This is a genomic window from Segetibacter sp. (assembly GCF_025963695.1).
Lineage (GTDB): Bacteria > Bacteroidota > Bacteroidia > Chitinophagales > Chitinophagaceae > Segetibacter.
Genome location: NZ_JAOQAH010000081.1, coordinates 1 through 20,698 on the forward strand (window position 1 = coordinate 1; position 20,698 = coordinate 20,698).

9 protein-coding genes are annotated in these 20,698 nt (G+C 40.3%); 6 read left to right on the forward strand and 3 right to left on the reverse strand.

Annotation, left to right across the window (positions count from 1 at the left end; translation table 11 throughout):
• Positions 1-1,037 (reverse strand): gamma-glutamyltransferase (locus tag JWR87_RS13535; RefSeq protein WP_297820957.1); only part of this gene is annotated, 1,037 nt, incomplete at its 3' end.
• Positions 1,038-1,551: 514 nt separating this feature from the next.
• On the opposite strand from JWR87_RS13535, the gene JWR87_RS13540 reads away from it, so the two are divergent.
• From JWR87_RS13540 to JWR87_RS13555, 4 genes are all read left to right on the forward strand, one after another.
• On the forward strand, positions 1,552-3,567 hold the full coding sequence (locus tag JWR87_RS13540) for a hypothetical protein (protein WP_297820959.1): 2,016 nt from the start codon (positions 1,552-1,554) through the stop codon (positions 3,565-3,567).
• Positions 3,568-3,624: 57 nt separating this feature from the next.
• On the forward strand, positions 3,625-4,269 hold the full coding sequence (locus JWR87_RS13545; protein WP_297820961.1) for a hypothetical protein: 645 nt from the start codon (positions 3,625-3,627) through the stop codon (positions 4,267-4,269).
• A 433-nt stretch (positions 4,270-4,702) separates the two neighbouring features.
• Positions 4,703-8,275 (forward strand): VCBS repeat-containing protein, encoded by a 3,573-nt coding sequence (locus JWR87_RS13550; protein WP_297820963.1) that lies wholly within the window; start codon positions 4,703-4,705, stop codon positions 8,273-8,275.
• Positions 8,272-9,636 carry a vanadium-dependent haloperoxidase gene (locus JWR87_RS13555; protein WP_297820965.1) on the forward strand — a complete coding sequence of 455 codons (1,365 nt, stop codon included), beginning with the start codon at positions 8,272-8,274 and terminating at the stop codon, positions 9,634-9,636. The genes JWR87_RS13550 and JWR87_RS13555 overlap by 4 nt, the downstream gene beginning before the upstream one ends.
• 510 nt (positions 9,637-10,146) lie before the next feature.
• Here JWR87_RS13555 and JWR87_RS13560 read toward each other — a convergent pair.
• Together JWR87_RS13560 and JWR87_RS13565 are read right to left on the reverse strand one after the other, a co-directional pair.
• Complete coding sequence (locus JWR87_RS13560) at positions 10,147-10,926, reverse strand: response regulator (protein ID WP_297820967.1); 780 nt, start codon at positions 10,924-10,926, stop codon at positions 10,147-10,149.
• 44 nt (positions 10,927-10,970) lie between these two features.
• Positions 10,971-14,132 carry a two-component regulator propeller domain-containing protein gene (locus tag JWR87_RS13565; RefSeq protein WP_297820969.1) on the reverse strand — a complete coding sequence of 1,054 codons (3,162 nt, stop codon included), beginning with the start codon at positions 14,130-14,132 and terminating at the stop codon, positions 10,971-10,973.
• Positions 14,133-15,017: 885 nt separating this feature from the next.
• Between JWR87_RS13565 and JWR87_RS13570 the strand changes: the two genes are divergently transcribed.
• Positions 15,018-18,125: a TonB-dependent receptor gene (locus JWR87_RS13570; protein ID WP_297820971.1), complete on the forward strand. Its 3,108-nt coding sequence runs from the start codon at positions 15,018-15,020 to the stop codon at positions 18,123-18,125.
• Positions 18,126-18,149: 24 nt separating this feature from the next.
• Positions 18,150-19,946, forward strand: a complete 1,797-nt coding sequence (locus JWR87_RS13575) for a RagB/SusD family nutrient uptake outer membrane protein (RefSeq protein ID WP_297820973.1) — start codon at positions 18,150-18,152, stop codon at positions 19,944-19,946.
• Positions 19,947-20,698: the final 752 nt, after the last annotated feature.

Genomic DNA, 20,698 nt, shown 5'->3' on the forward strand with positions numbered 1-20,698 from the left:
GGTGGAAAGCGTGGATCGCCGTAATAAAAATCTCTGTCAGCAAAAGCGAGACTCATCGTCTGGTAGATCGTATGAATATATTTCGGGCTATTGTAACCCATACTTTTCAGATCGAAGTTTTCAAGTATGTTTAGCGATTGTAATAGCACAGGTCCTTGAGTCCATTGTTGTAGCTTGTATACATCGATGCCTTTGTAATTTACTTTTAATGGTTCCTCTTCAACCGGTTTCCATTTCGCTAAATCCTGCATCGTTATCAATCCACCTTGTTCATGACTTCCGCGAACAAACTCTTGTGCAATGTCTCCTTTGTAAAAGCGGTCATAGGCCGCCATGATTGCATCTTTTCGAGTCTTGCCTTTTTTCAGTGCCATCCTCTCTGCTTCAACCATTTTTGTTAGGGTTTGTAAGAGATCCTTTTGCACAAAAATTTCTCCTGCTTCAGGCGCTTCCCTTTTTTCGCCTGCATGCGTTAGAAAGATCTTTTTGCTGTACGGCCATTGCTTAATTGAATCCTTGTATTTTTCAATGCTGTTCGCTGTTTGGGCTTCAATTGGGTAACCGGCTGCGAGTTGCATAGCAGGAGCGAGTACTTGTCCTAGACTCATTGTGCCATAGTTAGCAAGCATGTAACAAATGCCACCGGGAGTACCTGGTGTAGTGGCAGCCAATGGACCATATTCGGGCGGGAAGTTGTATCCCTTGCTTTTAAAAAAATCAACTGTGGCACCGGTTGGTGCAACACCCATAGCATTAATAGCAATAACTTTTTTTGTTTTTGGATTATAGATTAGCGCCTGTGTTTCTCCGCCCCAACTCAACACATCCCACATCGTACAGGTAGATGCAAGCATAGCGCAGGCGGCATCGACCGCATTACCACCTTTCGAAAAAATCATTGCGCCTGCTGTAGCTGCTAAAGGTTTACCGGTTATCGCCATCCAGTTCTTACCATGCAGTGGGGGCTTTTGCGTTTTTTGAGCAATCGCAGGAAGCAGAAAAGTCATTAGAATTACGGTGGTCAGAAATTTTCTCATAGCCCAAAATTTGGTACTTTAAAGGTAATGGTAAGAGACGAAGCTCGTTGAGGCTCTCGTCACCTTTTTGCAAGTCTGTTTCTGGTTGGGTAAAGCTGAAGACCCCGGCTTCGTTGCTGCAACAGCACGCTACTCACTTGTCTTGTCCTGAATTAGACTTAAGCTTTAGCGCACAAAAAGCACACCTGCAAAAGATGAACTAAAGATGTGTGGAAGAAAAAAGAATATAACCGTAAAAAGAGGCCGAGTCGTGCGCTGTTAATTGAGCCGTCTCTGCCTCTTTAAACTACCTCGAAAACACATTGCAAATAAAAGCAGGATACCTGTTTTGGTACAATTTAAAAAAGAAAGTACAAGTGAGTGACACAACGAAAGCCCAAAGAAGCTGAAAAGCCAACCTCCAAAAAAATAACTAATGTGAATGGGTGAAATACGATAATTTAACGGCGATATGCACAAAATTTTCTTTTTAGCAATTTTTTTTTATTGCTCCTGCACCCAAGGTCAACAACGTGTGGAACCTCGTAAACCAAATGATACTAGCCTGGTTGAGACAACCAGGAAGTATACTGCAAAAGATACGGTGATCTCGTTTGCGTGGGCTGCGGGAAACGGAAGTACCGCTTCTATAACGCTTGATCTTAACAATAAAAGACCGCTTTTTAAAAGTATTGAACTTGCTAACAAAAAAATTGCCCAAAACCTGGATCCTGAATTTATTTTAACTGTCGGAAAAAGAGACCTTGTTTCTCAAAATGGTTGGAATATCTTTTTTGATAAAGTGCCAAATAAACCGTTTCAGGCTTACCGGGTTGCATTTGAAAAGCGAAATGTAACTGTTACAGATAAGGGTTCGCGAAGTGTTATTCGCATTGATGGGGTGAAGGGGGCATCTTTTACCGGTGCCTTAGAAATTACCTTATATATTGGCAGCCCGCTTTTTAATGTTGCCGCTGTTCTCTCAACAAACGTTGATTCCACTGCAATTGTATATGATGCAGGGTTGGTTAACAGGGAGAAAGTTTGGAATAGGGTTGCGTGGTCAGATACCAAGGATCAACTTCAAACTACTATAGCAAATCGAAGCGATACGAGTAAAAATCTTGAGGTTAAATATCGCACGATTATCGGTGAAACTGATGGGGGTTCACTTGCGGTATTTCCGGCGCCGCATCAATATTTCTACCCGTTGGATGAAGCTTTTAACCTGCGGTTCGTTTGGGCCGGCAGCAATTACAGAAAGATGATACCGGATTATGGTATTGGCATCCGGCAGGATTTATACGGTGATCGACGCTTTGTTCCCTGGTTTAATGCACCGCCTAAAACGGGTCAACGCTTAAATTTCTTTTGTCTGTTAACTACAGAGAAAGCAGGGGTTGCATTGCAGGAAGTTAAAAAGTTTACTCATAATGACTCCTATGTTCCTGTGCCTGGTTACAAAACCATGTCAAGTCATTTTCATAATGAATTTATTATGAGCGTCGTTTTAAAGGGAAAACCAATTCCGGAAAAACCAAATTTTGTAGAGGTTTTTAAAAATACAGGCGTTGATATTGTACACCTTGGCGAGTTTCATTATACGGCTCACCCGAAGGGGCCCGACGATCAAAGGCTGACTGAATTAAAAGCGCTCTTCGATCAATGTAAAAGATTGTCGGATAACAAATTTCTTCTATTGCCGGGCGAAGAACCGAATGAGTTTTTTGGAGGGCATTGGATGCAGTTTTTTCCTAAGCCTGTTTATTGGATCATGTCGCGAAAACCGGAAATGCCTTTTGTCACCGATGACCCAAAATTGGGCAAAGTTTACAGGGTGGCAAATAAAGACGAAATGCTGAAATTGCTGGAAATTGAAAAGGGCCTGGCGTGGACTGCACATGCAAGAACGAAAGGGTCAACGGGGTTTCCAGACAAGTACAAAGAAGAAGCGTTTTTTAAATCTGACCGTTTTATGGGAGCCGCATGGAAAGCTATTCCTGGTGATCTATCAACTCCAACCTTAAGCAGGCGGGTTTTCGATTTGTTGGATGATATGAATAATTGGGGGTTGAAAAAGACCATTATTGCTGAAGCTGATTTGTTTACTATTGAACCTGAAAATGAGTTATACGCACACTTGAACGTGAACTATCTGCAACTGGATAAATTACCGGAGTTTAAGAACGGATGGCAGCCTGTATTAGATGCAATGCAAAAAGGCAGATTTTTTTCAAGCACCGGTGAAATCCTTTTTCCTTCGTTTACAGTTAACGGAAAAGGTGCTGGCGAAACTGTTCAACTAGATGCCACAGGCAAAGCCAATATTGTGCTTGATGTTAACTGGACCTTTCCCCTCAATTTTATTGAGGCGATCTACGGAGATGGCAAACAGGTTTACAGAAAACGGATTGATCTTAATTATACGAAAGCTTTTGGCAAACAAAAGTTTACGTTTCCGGTAAATCTAAAAAATATGAAATGGGTAAGGGTTGAGGCGTGGGACGTTGCAGTCAATGGTGCATTTACCCAATCTATCTGGTTAAAATAATGTTAGCTTTATATGCAATAGGACGATATCTCATTTAGTACATTTTAAACTGTGTTTATGAAACAAGTTCTTTCAACCATACTGCTACTTTGGTTAACAAGTAATTTATCTGCTCAGCCAGAAATGCGGCGTGTTGAGTTGTCTAATTATGTATTTCCTGATTTTGTTGAAGGGACAGTTAAGCAGAAATCCGGGGAAATAAATAAGGCATTGCTTAATTACAATTCATTAACAGAAGAGATGATCTTCGACCAGGCAGGGCAAAAACTTGCGTTAGATAAAACCGGAAACATCGACACTGTTTACATCCTAAATAGAAAGTTTATTCCTTTTGGCAATATTTTTTATGAGGTAGCTACCAATACCCCGACTGCATTAATGATACAACATAAAACAGAGGTTATTCCGCCTGGCAGCAATACAGGCTTTGGCACTTCGCAGACTGCAGCAATATCAAACATAACTGATTTAAAAAGGGCGGGATCTGCTTACAAACTGAAGCTTCCTGATGAGTACCAGCTTGCACCTAAAACGGCCTTCTGGTTAAAAAGAAATAACAATTACTATGCTATAAAAAGGGAGAAAGATTTTGAGGACTTGTTTTCGGATAAGGCAGACGAAATAAAGAAATATGTAAAGGCGAATAAAATAAAGTTCAATAATATGAACGATTTAATAAAGGTGACTTTGTACTCGAATTAATACGGGGATAAAATTGTATCCACCAATAAATTTAGGTCATATTGTACAAGGGGTAAAAATTTAATTGCTTTTTTTGAGCCAGCTGAGTTGCTGCTATGAAACATTCGTTGCGTCGCACTCTTATACTTTTTTTCGCTGTTAAGCAAAATGAAACAGTCGCTGATTTATCCCTTGCTAAGTGTAGTAGCTTTTACACGTTTCAGGTTCTTTACTTCCTTTAAGGCTTTACTACGCTCAAAATGTGCTCAAGTGGATGAAGGGTAACAACCCTTATATTTCCTTCGATAAACTTTGCCATATTCTTCAAATCTCGCTTATCATTCCCCTACAACATTTAACTAAAACTTATCTCGAAAGTCGCTTAAGAGGTTTTAAGAAAAAACGTAAAAGGGATAAAAATATTTACATTGTGCTTAAATAATTTGCAGCCATCATGATTTTTAGTGGGCCGGTTCTTTTGAAACGCTTTTTATTTATTCCTGTATTTCTACTTGGTATTTTTTCGGGTTACACTCAAGGTGGTAGCAATACATTATTTCGTTTACTCCCTTCATCTCGTACCAGTATTAATTTTTCAAACAAACTGACTGAAAGTGATAGCCTGAATATCTTAAACCAGGCTAACATATATAATGGTGGTGGTGTGGGTATTGGTGACTTTAACAACGACGGACTAGTCGATATGTACTTTGCGGGAAACATGGTTTCCAACAAAATGTATTTGAATAAGGGAAACTTCGCATTTAATGATATCACCGACGTTGCAGGGGTGAGTGGTGCTGGTAGATGGTGTACCGGAGTTTCAGTTATTGATATTAATAATGATGGTTTTTTAGATCTATATGTTTGTGCGTCTTTTTATAAAGATAATATTCCTGCCCGCACTAATCTCTTGTACGTCAGCCAGGGATTGAATAAGGAGGGCGTTCCGACTTTTAAAGAGTCAGCCGCTGCTTATGGACTCGCAGACACCGGCTTTAGTACGCAGGCTTATTTTTTTGATTACGACAAGGACCAGGATTTGGATATGTACCTGGTGACAAATGAGTTATACGATCCTAAGACGCCTATTCGCTTCAGGCCAAAAGTAACCAATGGAACTGCTTTAAATACCGATCGTCTTTATCGTAATAACGGCGACGGAACTTTTAAAAATGTATCTGGAGAAGCAGGCATTTTAATAGAAGGGTGGGGGCATGCCGCCTGTATAACCGATATAAATCTCGACGGTTGGCCGGATATCTACGTAGCCAACGACTTTGTCTCGAATGATCTTTGTTACATCAACAATAAAAATGGAACCTTCACTAACCGCCTTGGTGAATACTTTAAGCATACCGGCTGGAATGCAATGGGAACTGATGCCGTTGATATAAACAACGACGGCTTCGTTGATTTCATTTCCCTTGAGATGCTTCCTGAAACGAATATGCGAAAGAAGCGCATGTTAAGCGGCAACGAGTACTACAACTATACTAACAACGAAAAGTATGGTTATGAACACCAGTATGTACGGAATGTGTTGCAGCTAAATAGCGGTAATATTCCCGGTTCTCATCCCGTTTTTAACGATATCGGTTATATGGCTGGAGTATACCAAACCGACTGGAGCTGGTGTCCCCTTGTAGCTGATTTCGACAACGATGGATTACGTGACCTTATCATATCTAATGGCCTGCCCCGAGATGTTACCGACCTCGATTACATTGCCTATAACAATGGTCAGGGTGGAACAGGAGGCAGGTACACATTGTCAATGACTGATTCTTTGCCCATTGTAAAACTGGCTAATTATGCTTTTAAGAATACTGATGGCCTTTCTTTTCAAAACACTACCAAGAGCTGGGGATTTAACCAGGCTGCATTTTCAAACGGTGCTGCCTATGCTGATCTGGATAATGATGGAGACCTGGACGTCATCATTAACAATATTAATGACGAAGCGTTTGTTTATGAAAACACTTTAAATAATAACGGTCAGAAAAGCAATTCGCATACACTGACTGTTAAGATAGAGGGCCAGAGTAAAAATATCAATGGCATAGGTGCGTCCCTTCGTGTTTATTATGCCGGTAAACAACAATTTTACGAGCACCAGCCAACCCGCGGCTATTTATCTACAGACGATTATCGCGCACATTTTGGTTTGGGAACAGCGACAACGGTAGACTCGGTACGGGTAGTGTGGCCAGATGGAAAAACACAATTACTAATGAATGTCGCTGTTGATAAAACAATCACAGTTTTCCATAAAGAAGCTACTGACTTAAATAAAGCAATTGCTGCAAATAATCAAACACCTCTTTTCATCAATGCGTCTGCCCGTTTGGGGATAAAGTTTAAGCCAAAGGAAAGAGATTTTGTTGATTACAACATTCAGCCTACAATACCCCATAAGCTCAGTCAATACGGACCTGGCATCGCTGTAGGGGATGTTGACAATAATGGCTTCGAAGATTTTTTTCTCGGCGGCTCATCAGGCAATCCCGGCGTGTTCTTTATGCAAAACGCACCCGGAAAGTTTGTTATCGACTCTACTCGATTCTTACAGAAAGAAGATCGGTTGTATGAAGATATGGGCATACTGCTGTTTGATGCGGACAACGATAAAGACCTTGACTTGTATATTGTAAGTGGTAGTTATGAGATTCCTCCAAATCATCCGATTAGTAACGATCGGTTGTTTTTGAATAATGGCAAAGGCAGGTTTGTAAAAAGTAACAATGCCTTGCCAAAGGATTCAAGTAATGGATCTTGTGTGCGTGCTGCTGATATTGATGGGGATGGAGACCTTGATCTTTTTGTTGGCGGCCGGGTTGTGTCAGGCGCTTATCCTGTTACGCCTAAGACAGCTATTTTAAAGAACGAAGGTGGTAAATTTACAGATGTCACCACCAGTTATTGTCCCGACTTGCAGTATGCTGGAATGATTACAGATGCGTTGTGGAGTGACTTTAACAACGATGGTAAAATGGACCTTGTAGTTGCCGGGGAATGGATGCCGGTAACCTTTTTTAAAAATACAGGTAAAGCACTTACGAAAGTTTCTAATAGCGGTATTGAGACACATTTGGGTTGGTGGAATAGCCTGGTATCTGGCGATTTCGACAATGATGGCGATATTGATTACATAGCAGGTAACCTTGGTTTAAACACAAATTATAAAGCCTCACCATCAGAACCTATTACTGTTTTAGCAAAAGATCTTGATAACAACGGCTCTTTAGATGCTATGGTTTTCTGTTACCTAAAAGCAGAGGATGGTAGCATGAAACCGTATCCGATGGCAACAAAGGATGATATGATTAGCCAGTTGGTTTCAATTCGCAAAAAATACCCGACATATAAAGCATATGGAACAGCCACTGCAGATGATTTGTGGAGTCTTAAAGACAAGGAGGACGCGATAACAATGCAAGCTAATGATATGGCTTCTTCTTATATTAAAAACGAAGGCAATGGACGTTTTTCCATCAAACCGCTGCCATTGCTTGCACAGTCTGCTCCCGTGTATGGTATGGTCGCCAATGATCTTGACGGCGACGGCAACCTGGATCTGACAATGGTGGGCAACGACTACGGAATTGAACCATATAGTGGCCGGCACGATGCATTTATGGGGTTGTGTTTAAAGGGCGACGGAAAAGGAGACTTTATTGATATGACACCCGCACAAAGTGGATTTTTTGTAAAAGGTGATGCAAAAGGACTGACGTTAATTCACGGAGCAAAAAGTGAGGAGTTGCTTATAGCTACTCAAAACCAGGATAGCCTGGTTGCCTTTTCGAGGAATCCCTTAAAAGCTTCACCTGTTTTAAAGTGGATCCATTTAAACGCTGATGATTGTGCTGCAGAGTTGGCGTACAAAGACGGCAGAAAAAGAAAGGTGGAGTTTTATTACGGATCTACCTATTTATCTCAATCCTCAAGAAAAATACCGTTCGAAAAAGGAGTGCAAAAAATGACGATCATCAATTTTAAGGGTATTAAAAGAGAAGTATTATGAGAAGTGCTATCATAATACTTTTTGCAATTGTGCTTACCCTTACGGTTTTACCCGCGCAGGCAAGGTCATGGAAAGAGAAATCTGAAAATGCGGATTATCTGCATCGATCGATAAAGGAATTAACTGATGTAATGGTGCATGATATTTATTCTCCACCTGTTGCCTGCCGCACCTACGCTTACGTATGTATTGCAGCCTACGAAGCCATCATTCCTCAACATGCAGGCTATCTAACTTTTGCTGGTCAACTACATCAACTTAAACCTGTTCCAAAACCAGCTTCCGGCCGTTATAGTGCGTCGCTTGCGGCGGTTCAGGCAATACTTGCAGTAGGGAAAGCGCTGGTAGTTTCGGAAGACCAGGTCGAACGGTTTAAAGTGAAGCTGCTGCAGGAGTTTAAAGACAACGGGATGCCCGACGAGGTCTTTGTAAATTCGATTGCCTACGGACAAAAGGTAGCGGATCATATTCTTGCCTGGGCTTCACAGGACAATTATAAGCAGACCCGCACATTTGCGAAGTACGCTGTTGCCGATGATCCAGCTACCTGGAAGCCGACTCCTCCGGCATACATTAAGGCGATAGAACCCCATTGGAATAAGATCAGAACGTTTGTTATTGACTCTGCCGCTCAATTTAAACCCTTGCGGCCAACACCTTTTTCATCAAACAAAAAGAGTAAGTTTTACCAGGAGGCAATTGCCGTACGCGAAATGGGTGTAAGGCTCACTAATGAGCAAAATGAAATTGCTAATTTTTGGGATTGTAATCCTTTTAAGATGAATGTAAGAGGACATGTAATGTTTGCTACTAAAAAAATTTCTCCGGGAGGTCATTGGATCAATATTACAAGATTGGCTTGTAAAAAGGCAAATGCAGACTTAGTGAAATCATCAGAAGTATATGCCACCCTCGCCGTTACCCTTGCCGATTGTTTTGTAAGTTGCTGGGACGAGAAATACAGGAGTAGAGTAGTCCGTCCTGAGACTTTCATTAACCAGTATATCGATGCCCAATGGTTGCCCTTGCTTCAAACCCCACCGTTTCCTGAATATACGAGCGGTCACAGTGTGGTTTCTGCTGCAGCTTCAGTCGTACTTTCAAAACACTTTGGCGAAAAATTTTCTTATACCGATTCTACTGAGTTTGAGTTCGGACTACCTGCAAGGAACTTTACATCGTTTCAAAATGCGGCAGAGGAAGCAGCAATCAGCCGTTTCTATGGTGGCATACATTACATGCCTTCTATAACTAATGGCTTAATTGAAGGGAGAGAAATAGGATTATATGTTACTAGGAAGTTAAGGAACAGAAAAGAAGGAGAGGTTATCTTAAAGAAACCGGCGGCCGCATTAGAATAAATGCGGATGGCAGTTTGGTAAGCACTGTAACTGCGATAGAACTTTCGCTGCCTTATGCATTCAAATTGTGAAAAAGTCTAATTAGCTAGTTTGTAAATACAGAAACCGAGGCCAATGATATCTTCAATAAAGACTAGAAAAATACCTATAAATACTTTCTTCATTATTTGTTTTTTTTGGGAAAAGTCCAAAATCAGGAAATCTACTTGTTCAGATGCGCCGTTTGATAATATAGTTGCAAACAACCATAACCATGTTTCATAAGTTTGGTCATGCACTGCACGGGTTGCTGGTTGATTTTGAATGTTAATAAGAACATGGCAAAGCGTTCTTTCAGGGTGGCGTTAGGTTAGAAAACGAGTTCGGGTTGGATTTTTAAGTGGATTGGAGCGACATGCAACGGAGAACTCTGATTCCTCTTTCTAAGAGCAACAATGCTGAAGGAAGCCCTTCTTTTCATCATCAAAATAACTGCTGTCTTTATTTCTCAATTTCCCAAACTGAGAAAAGTCAATTGAATTTCTGTCTATCCCTCAATCTGGTACCAACAAATCGGGAAGGTGTCATTCCAAACTGCTTTTGAAAGGTTCTGCCGAAAACAGTTTGAGAAGTAAAACCAACCATTTCCGAAATCTGGTTAATGCTGTATACGTCTTCAGCCAGTAATTCAGCCGCCTTTTTTAACCGCGTTATATTGATAATTTCGTTGGGAGTTGTGTTTGAAATTTCTTTTATTTTACGGTACAAGGTGGGCCGGCTTATGTTCATTATTTTTGCTATCTGAACTACATCTAAATCGGTGTTTTTTATGTTTTGCATGACGGCATCGTTTAACTGCGCAAGAAAGTTAGCATCGCCTTTTGTATGCGCCATGCCTTTAATATGTAAGAGAGGAGAATTAGCTAAGTACTCTTTTATTTTATTGCGGCTGATAAGAAGGTTTGATACCTGTAATTGCAAATGTCGAGGCGAGAAAGGTTTTTCTATATAGGCGTCCGCGCCAATTTCAAGACCGTCAATTCTAGATTGGAATGTATTTTTTGCAGTTAATAAAATAACGGGAATGTGGCTGTATTCAAAGTTGCTTTTAATTTTCTCACACAATTCATAACCATCCATGTTTGGCATCATTATATCGGTAATAACCAGTTGTACCGATTGGTGACGCAAAATATCTAATGCTTCCTGTCCGTTTAATGCCTTTATGGTTGTGTATTTTTCATCCATGAAATCCGAAACGAATTCAAGGATATCTTGGTTGTCGTCAACTAATAAAATTACGGGTTTCATTTTTAAAGGTTTTCATACGACGATTCCTTATTTTAACGGTGAGGTCATAATTCCAAATCCTTGTTTTGATAAAAGGGTAGTTTCAGTACGAAAACATTCATGTTGTTTTCGGGTTTTTTTAGTTGAATAGTGCCTTTGTGTAATTCAGCAAGTGTTCTTGAAAGTGCAAGTCCTATTCCTGTTCCTTCAAACTTTTCTGTTTCCTTTAGCCGATAAAATGTTTCAAATATTTTATCTTTCATTTCGCAGGGAATGATGTGACCGTCGTTTTTTATTTCAATGCAAAATTCCTTGTCGTGTTTGTTAAAAGTTAATAACGATACTGCAACTTTACTTTCTGCGTATTTTATTGCATTATCGATGAGGTTACCTATTATTTTGTTTATTGCTTCTATATCTATGTAGGCGTTGAGTTGTTTCTCTTGCAAATCTAATGTATAGGCCAGGTTTTTTTGTTCAGCAACCAGTTTAAATCTCAAGTAAATCTCTTCAAGTAATTTAGGCACCTCTTCCTCTACAAAATTAAGACTAAACCCTTTTGTTTCTACCCGCCGAAAATCTAGTAGCTGGTTAGTTAAATCGAGTAAGCGGCTAGTGTTTCGATGCATCACTGTCAGGTGTTTTTTTATTCCCGGTAGTTGGTCCGCTTTTTCCAGCACTAATTCCAATGGTCCTTTAATTAGGGTAAGAGGAGTGCGTATTTCATGGGCGATATTTGTAAAAAATTCAAACTTAGCCTGGTAAATTTCCTTTTCCTGCTTGTGCTTAAGACCTTCTAAATGTCGCTGGTGCTTTTCGCGCATTTTTCTTTTGTAACTATAAATAATATATAGTATCACCGATGCCCCTAATGCCAGGTAAAACAGGTAGGCCCACCATCGCAACCAAAACGGCGGTACAATTTCAATTACCAGGTTTGTTTCTGTAACATTCCAGTCACCATTAGCCGTAGACGCCTTTACTTTAAATGTATAAATGCGGGGTGAAAGTTCAGTAAAGTAAGCTTTTCGCTTGGTTTTAAGGTAGGTCCAGTCTTTATCTAACCCCACCATTTTGTAAGCATATTCGGTTTGTTCGGGAGAGGTATAACTTAGGGCTGCAAAGTCAATACTAAATGAAGATTGGTCATAAGCGATTCTAATTTTATCAGTAAAAGCAAGCGATGTTTTAATAGGTGAATTTTTATCATTAATATCAATTTCGTTGTTGTAAACCTGAAAACCGGTAATATAAACAGGCGGCTTATAGGTATTCTTTATAAATTCTGCCGGATTAAAGCTTATTAATCCTTTTACGCTTCCAAAATACAGTCTTCCTGTTGAATCCTTATAACCCGAATTAACACTAAAGTGGTCGCTCAGCAATCCGTTTGCTTTAGTATAAACTACCACTTTTTCTGTTGAAGGATCAAAATTGACGAGACCCTTTGAAGTAGATACCCAAAGCGTTTTATTACGGTCTTCTAATACCTTAAAAACAGAATTGGCGGGCAAACCGTTCTTTGTTGTATATCTTTTGAAATTTTTGTTTTTGCGGTAAAACCTGCAAAGCCCGCCGCCTTCGGTAGCAAACCAGAGATTTTTATTGCTGTCTTCATATATGCAGTTCACAATATTGCTAGCCAGGCTTTTGTTATTTTTATCGCTATAACCGAAATTTCCTTTTTGGTTGGTATTCGCATTGTAGTAATAAACGCCGGTTCTTGCTGTTCCAACCCAAATGGTTCCTTCCGAATCTTCTAATATAGAATTAACTAAAGCATTTGCAGAAAGCTCAGGGATAATATTGAAGTTTTTCATCTGGTTATTATACCTGTACAACCCTGCAAGCGTACCTATTAAAATGTCACCTGCCCGGGTTTTGTAAAATGTTCGAATGAAATTGCTTTGTAGCGATTTTGGCCCAGTGCCGGCGCTGTAATGTTTTACAACGTTTCCTGTTTTGATATTAAGTATATCTAGTCCATGCTGGTAGGTCCCGATCCACAGTTTGTTGTCATCTGGCAATAGACCAAAGATGGTAGAAAATGATACGTTGTTTTTGTTGCCTGTGGGAAAAAAATGGGTAAAAAGGCCCGTCGATGCATTTAATTTGTTTAACCCTGCATCTTCGGTTCCTATCCAAAAATTTTTATACTTGTCTTGAACAACTTCCCTGACTACATTTCCGCTGATAGAATTTTCACCCATTCTTGGAAAGTACTTTTTGAAAGTGGTGTATTGTTTCGGATAGTAATTTACTCCGCCAAAATAAGTTCCTGCCCAAATACCACCTTCCTTGTCTTTGCATAACGTATGTACGGCGTCGTCAGAAATAGAGTAAGGGTCGTTATAATTTTTTCGGATATTGGTAATTTTTTCGCTCCGAATATCATAAATAAAAATGCCGAAATCCGTTGCAATCCAATACGTATTTCCCTGTTGTACAAAATCGTGCGCCAAAACTTCTGTATTATCAGAGTAATGGGTTAGTATGTCTTTGTAAGTTCCGCTTGCGATGTCAAAAATTTTAGCTCCCTGCGACGAAGTTCCTACCAGCAGTGAACCTCTGCCTGTTGCAAAAACTTTCTCAATCCTTTTCGACGTTGAAGGCTTCGATTTATCAAATACATTGTAGCTGGTAAAAGAGTCATGTAAAGCATCGTATTTCCAAAGGTAGCCGTCGGTACAAGAGATCCAGATAGAGCCTGTAGGATCAGCGCAAACAGAGGTAGCATTAAAAACGTTTGTTTGATCATAAGCCCGTATTGCGCCTGTTTCTTCCCGGTATTTAAAAAGCTTGTTATTCGAAATAATCCAGGTGTTTCCCTGATTGTCGGGTTGTATTCCCCTTATGACGCCCGAAAATTTTGCGTTAACAAAACGAAGCCTTTCCGTCGGTTCATCAAACTTATATAGCCCCCTGTCGGTTCCTACCCAAATTACATTGTTATTGTCCTCATACAACCTATAAATGAAATTGAAAGCTAAACTCGATAAAGCGTCCGAACCATTATGGAAAACCTTAAATGTGTAGCCATCAAACCTGTTTAAGCCGTCTTTTGTTCCAAACCACAAAAAGCCTTTTTTGTCCTGCAGACTACAAAATACCGTATTGTTCGAAAGCCCGTTCTCCACCTGGTAATGCCTGAAATAATACTCCTGTGCAGCAAGCCGGGTTGTAATAACCAAAAGGTTAATTAGGGCGAGTGAGATTATTGTTTTCAAAGTAGCTGGCAAGTTAACAATAGCGAAAGTTTAAGGTAGAAAGAGTTTACGATTAAACAGTATTGCAGAAATTAAATACTCCTGCATTTTAAGATTATTTTTTTATGACAAACTTTCGGACCGCTTTTATACATCGTTGTGTCACTCCCGTGTACTTATAAATTGTCTATTCGGCTTTCCACAAGCTGTTCCTGTAGTTTTGCCAGCTTACCCTGCATCGCCCGCTTATATTTATTTACCTGTTTACAAAGCCGAACATCTATAACGAGTACAAATTACAATGTAAAAGAAGCCTGGGTTTTAAAAAGTGTGGTAAATAAAAATTCGGTACTTTTTTAAGTACGGTTCTGTGAGAGGGTGAATCTGAAAACCCTTCGCCCTACTTAGCCAACCGAGGTGAAGAGAATGTTCTGCCTGGAGATCAAAATATTGTCATTCGTTTAAATGTGTTGTTTAAGCGAGTTTAAGCCCTAATCTTCAATATTCAAAGAATTGAAAACAACAAAGAAAGCATCGGTACAATCGCCGGCAAAATCGGGGAATATTCATTTTGAGACAAATAGTTGAAAATAAAAGAAGCTTAAAAGAAATAAATTCTTAAAAACCCTTTTACTTTAACTTATAATTACTCCTAAACGGGTTAAAAAGTTAAACAGAAACGAGTGCCTGAAAATTGGGTGTAAGTAAACAGTAGGTTAACTACTTACTTATTTGCTGCCTATTACTTGCTACGTTATTTTTTTGGAATTTGTCTTTGCAAGAAGACGTTTTTTTTCGATTGCTTAAATTATACATATGAATACAACTCCACTTTTCCGGGGGAGGATGCAAGAATATTTTTTGCTTCCCCAACGCTCTACTCCCAATTTAATAGTTAAAAAAATTATGCAGCTCAGCATAATTCTACTGGTCTTTTTAACTTCCTCGGTACTGGCATCTGCAGCGCCACCCATCAGCGGTTCTGTAACCGATGCCCAGGGTGGGCCACTTTCAGGAGTTAGCATTAACCTTAAAGGAACTACTATTGGAGCTACTACTAATCAAGATGGAACATTTACCCTGAACATTCCGGAAAAAGGAACACTGGTGTTTACTTACATCGGGTATGAAACACAGGAAATTGACGTTCGCAATCAAACTGTTATCAATGTCAGGTTATCACAAAATGTGAAATCGTTGAATGATGTGGTGGTAGTGGGATACGGAACACAAAAGAGACTGGCCGTAACGGGGGCTGTCTCAAGTGTTAAAGGGAGCCAGCTTGCTGAAGTTCCCGTTCCCAATATTTCTAACTCAATTGCCGGAAGGGTTGCTGGTGTTAGTATGCGTCCCAATGGTGGACAGCCAGGTGCGGGGGTCGATATCCGGATCAGGGGAATTGGAACTACGGGTAATGCCCAACCGTTAATTGTTGTCGACGGTATTATACGCAGTAATATCAACCAAATCGATCCAAGTACGGTGGAGGCTGTAACGGTTCTAAAAGATGCTGCCGCAGTTGCTCCTTATGGATTGGGAGGCGCTAATGGTGTAATTCTGATTACTACTAAAAAGGGGAAAAACGGTGAGCCGACTTTAACCTTCAATTCATACTATGGTACCCAAACGCCTACCTATTACCCTAAGTTACTGAGTGCTCAGGATTATATGAGACTTAAGAACGAAGCGTACCAGAACGAAAACCCTACAGGTGTTAATTTGCCCTTTGCCAAAGACCTTGTTGAAAATTATACTTCTTTGAACGCGAAAGACCCCGACAAATACCCGATAAGTAATACAAAGGACCTGGTTAACATGTACGCGCCTATGCAGAACTATAATTTGCAGTTGAGCGGAGGTGCAGGAAAAATTAAATATTTCGCAGGTGTAGGATATTTAAGCCAAAAAGGAATGTTTGATCCGATTAAATATACCCGTTATAATTACAATGTTAACCTTGAGGCGCAGGCCACTGCGACTACAACCGTCACGATTTCCTTGATTGGTTCAGTAGAAAATTCCAAATCTATTGATGCAGCAATCTCTGCAACCAACCTTTTTCGTAGCAATTTTAAATACATCCCTATTCAAAACTTGTATTACAGCAACGGATTATGGGGAGAGTTTGCTGGTAATTCTCCCGTAGGAGTATTAAAAGCAGGATATGCTCGTAATGTCACTAACACTTTACTTACAACCCTGGGAATTGAACAGAAGTTACCGTTCATCAAAGGATTAAGTGTAAAAGGAACTTTTAGCTACGATCCTACACAACGGACGGGTAAAAACTGGCACACCCCTTATTATTACTACTCTCAAAATACTAATACAACTCCTTACACTTACAGAAGAGAAATATCTACAGCGGAAGGCGGCGCCGCAGCTTTCACATGGTTAAGCCAGGACTATACAAAAAGCCAGAATTTTACGTACCAGGGCTTAATAAATTATCATAACACTTTTGGTAAACACGATTTTACGGGGTTGATCGTTGCGGAGGCCCGCAACAACACATTCGAAAACTTTTCGGCCCGTAGAAACAACTTTGCAGTGAACATAGACGAATTAACGCTGGGTAGTTCAAATAAAAATGATTTCGATAACAGCGGTACTTCATCAACCGGTAGCCAGATTGGGTATGTATATAGGGTTGGTTATAACTACGATGGCAAGTACTTACTGGAAGCTTCAGGCCGCTACGACGGGCATTACTTCTTTGCTCCCGGTAAAAGGTGGGGGTATTTTCCAGCTGTGTCAGCGGGATGGGTATTATCTAATGAAGATTTCTTCAACAAAAGTTTACCATTTGTCGACAATTTTAAATTGCGTGCTTCATGGGGCAAATCGGGTAACCTCACCGGTACTGCATTTCAGTATTTACCAGGTTATAACCTGTATGGAAACGCCTACGCTTTCGGCCTGGGAAACATGGTTCAGGGATCATTTAATCCAAGAGAAGCAAATCGAAATATCACCTGGGAAGTAGCTACAAAAACGGATATCGGTTTTGAAAGTAGCTTATGGAAAGGTTTATTGAGTGTTGAAGCAGATTATTTTCATGAAAAAAGGACCGGAATGTTATTGCCGCCGGCAGTAAGTGTTCCTGTTGAATATGGCTTACCGCTTGCAGACGAGAATGCCGGCATCATGCAAAGCAGCGGCTTTGAGTTTAGCATTGGTAGTTCAAAGCGATTTGAAAATGGTCTTAAGTTAGGGTTGAACGCCAATTATAGCTATGCAAAAAACAAAATGATCCAGGTGTTTGAAACTGCAGCTACCCGTAATAACCCAAACCGCAGCAGAACGGGAAGACCTTTTGGCACCCAGTTCGGTTATCACGCACTTGGTTTATTCGGTACGGCTGATGACAAAAACGGAGACGGAGTTATTAATGCTACTGACGGATATAACATTACCCAATTCGGTGTTCTTCGTCCAGGCGATATCAGGTACGATGATATAGGCGGCCCCGGTGGCAAACCCGACGGCAAGATCAATGCAGATGATGAAACGGTAGTTGGTAATCCCACTTTCCCTTTGGTTACCTATGGCTTTTCGCCTAACGCAACCTGGAAAGGTTTTGATCTTAGTTTGTTTTTCCAGGGTTCTGCAATATCCAGTCTTGATATAAGGCAATTTCAGACTATCCCTTTCAATAATAACAATAGCAACACCAGTTACGAATATTTCAATAATCACTGGACACCAACTACTCAGAATGCACGCTATCCGAGAGCTAACCAGGCCCCGTACGCAAACAATACACAGGCTTCCGACTTTTGGTACATTAACACAGGATTTGTAAGACTAAAGACCGCTAATTTGGGATATACACTTCCACGTACCGCCTCTCAACTACTGAAAATCCAGTCAATGAGATTTTACGTTGCCGGCCAAAACCTGTGGACCATTAGTAAACTTAATTTTATGGATCCGGAAGTAGGTTACACAGATCGCGAGACTGCCTACCCCAACCAAAAAGTTTACACTGTAGGTTTAGATATTACTTTCTAATAATAACAATGATAATAAGCGTTTATGAATAATATAATTAGTATAAAAAAGATTTTTTACAAAGTGTTTATAGCACTTTTTCTCGTAAGTACTTTCTCCTGTAAAAAAGATTTTCTGGAGAATGAAGATAAGACCAGATTAACAGACATAAACCAGTGGGAGTCTGAGGGAAACGCCGACATTTTCCTGAATGATATTTATGCTGATCTTTCTAATAAATGGAACACTCCTAACAACCTTGATAATTATACAGATGATAATGATGCAGGCTTCTATTGGCTTTCTTATGCCTGGAGGCAAGGTATTGTTGACCCTACTGTAAATGCCGGGGCGCCCATGGGAAATAATACCGACAATGCTGTAAACTACGCAAACTGGGCCGCGGGTTACCTTAAAATAAGACAGTGTAATCTTTTTATTGAAAAATTAAAGGCAAACACCGCCAATTTTTCACCTGCTTACCTTAAAAAACGAGTAGATGAAGCAAGGTTTTTACGAGCCTATTTTTACAGCGAACTATTCATGCATCTGGGCGGGCTTCCAATTATTACCAGCGTGCTCGACAGGAGCAAGATGGACGAATCGCAACTCTACAATGCAAGAAATACATTCGAGCAAACATTTAATTTTATAACGTCAGAACTAGATACAATTGTTAACAACAATGCTTTAGCCGTTAAATATAAAAACGGAGACGGAGATGCTGGCAGGGCTACTTTAGGAGCAGCACTTGCATTAAAAGGATGGATTGAATTGTATGCTGCCAGCCCGGCATTTAATGCGCCTACACCTGCTTCTGGCATTGATCCCGATAAAGTTGCGGGTTTCGGCAATTTTAATGCAGCAAGGTGGGCAAAAGCCGCGGCAACAAACAAAAAGTTTATGGACACGTACGGCGGTACCTACGACCTCTTCTCCGATTTAAATGCTTTTTGGTGGGAGAAAAATGAATACAATCCGGAAGTTATTTGGGACAGGCAAGTGGTTCCAATTATTATGGGATCGAATTACGAACAATACGGCGGCCCCGTTTGGATAAACGGAGTGTATTATACCTGGGGCAATTACGACCCAACACAGGAGCTCGTAGACCAGTTTGCGATGGCTAACGGAAAACCTATTTCTGATCCAACGTCTGGTTACGATCCTCAAAACCCTTACGTAAACCGTGAAAAAAGATTTTACGATTTCATAGTGTACGACGGCGCTCCCTATAAACAAGATTGGATGGAGAAGACCGACACCATTTACACCCGCATCGATAAAGTTCGTCCGTCGAAGAACCAAATCGATTTCGGTACCGACGACGTAGGAAACACTGGTTATTATTTTAAAAAGAAGATCAATCCCCTCAAGCCACGAGGAGGTGCGCAAAGCGGGCAGAATTATGTGTATTACCGCTACGCTGAGGTCTTATTAAATTTTGCCGAAGCTCAAAATGAAGCAGTTGGACCAGATGCTTCTGTTTACAATGCAATCAATAAAATAAGAAAGCGTTCAGATTTACCCGAACTACCTACCGGTTTAAACCAGGCTGAAATGCGTGCAGCCATCTATCGCGAACGCCGGGTCGAACTCTGCTTCGAGGCAAAACGCTTTTATGACCTTATTCGCTGGAAAATTGCAATGGATGTTTTAAATAAAGATCTGCATGGAATGAAAATATATAATACTTCACCCAGTAATAATAGCGGTAAATGGGTATACGAAGTGATTGATTTAAATCACCCGCATGTATTTCATCAAAAAATGTATTTAAACCCGGTTCCTCAAAGTGTTATCGACCAGAATAAGAAGATCAAACAGAACCCTGGATATTAATGTAACCCTTTTATAATTATTAAAAATGAGCTGCCTGTTTAGGGCAGCTCATTTTTGTTTTAACGGCCCGTCTTGTCTTTATTTTTTTTTGTTACCGGGTTCAGCTCACCGATTAAGCATTGTTGTGTCACTCCCTTCGTACTTATAAATCTCTATTCAGCCTTTTTAGGTATGTAATATTGCAATCCCGGTTTCATCGTTGCCTCTAGGTTGTATTAACAGATACCCTTTGGAGGAGGCAACACAGAGAACACAAAGAGCGGAATGCAATCTCTGTGTTCCCTAGCGCCGGCTCTCGTATTTCTCTGCGGTAAAACCGCTCTTAATCCTTATTAAACCTAACTCCATTTTCCCCTTAACTAACGGCCATCAGCGCCTTCACGAGTAGGAGGTTGTATTAACCACAGAGAACCACCGGAGGAAGAAACACAGAGAACACAAAGAGAGGGATTAATTCTCCGTGTTTCTCTGTGCACCACTCTTGTATTTCTTTGCGGTAAAAATTGCTTTCAGTCCTTTTTAAACCTAACTCCATTTTCCCCTTAACTAACCGACATTCATTGCCCATTCAATGTCGTTTACTTAAGCTGCTATTCTATGACGCGGTTTAATTTTAAGCCTTTTTATATGCCGACTTGTCACTTTCTTTTTCTTGAAAAAAAGAAAGTAACCAAAGAAAATTCAAGAAAGGAACGAAACGGCCCGTTCCTTTCATTGTTCCTTGATTAAACTTTATTGCTACTGTGGCTTCA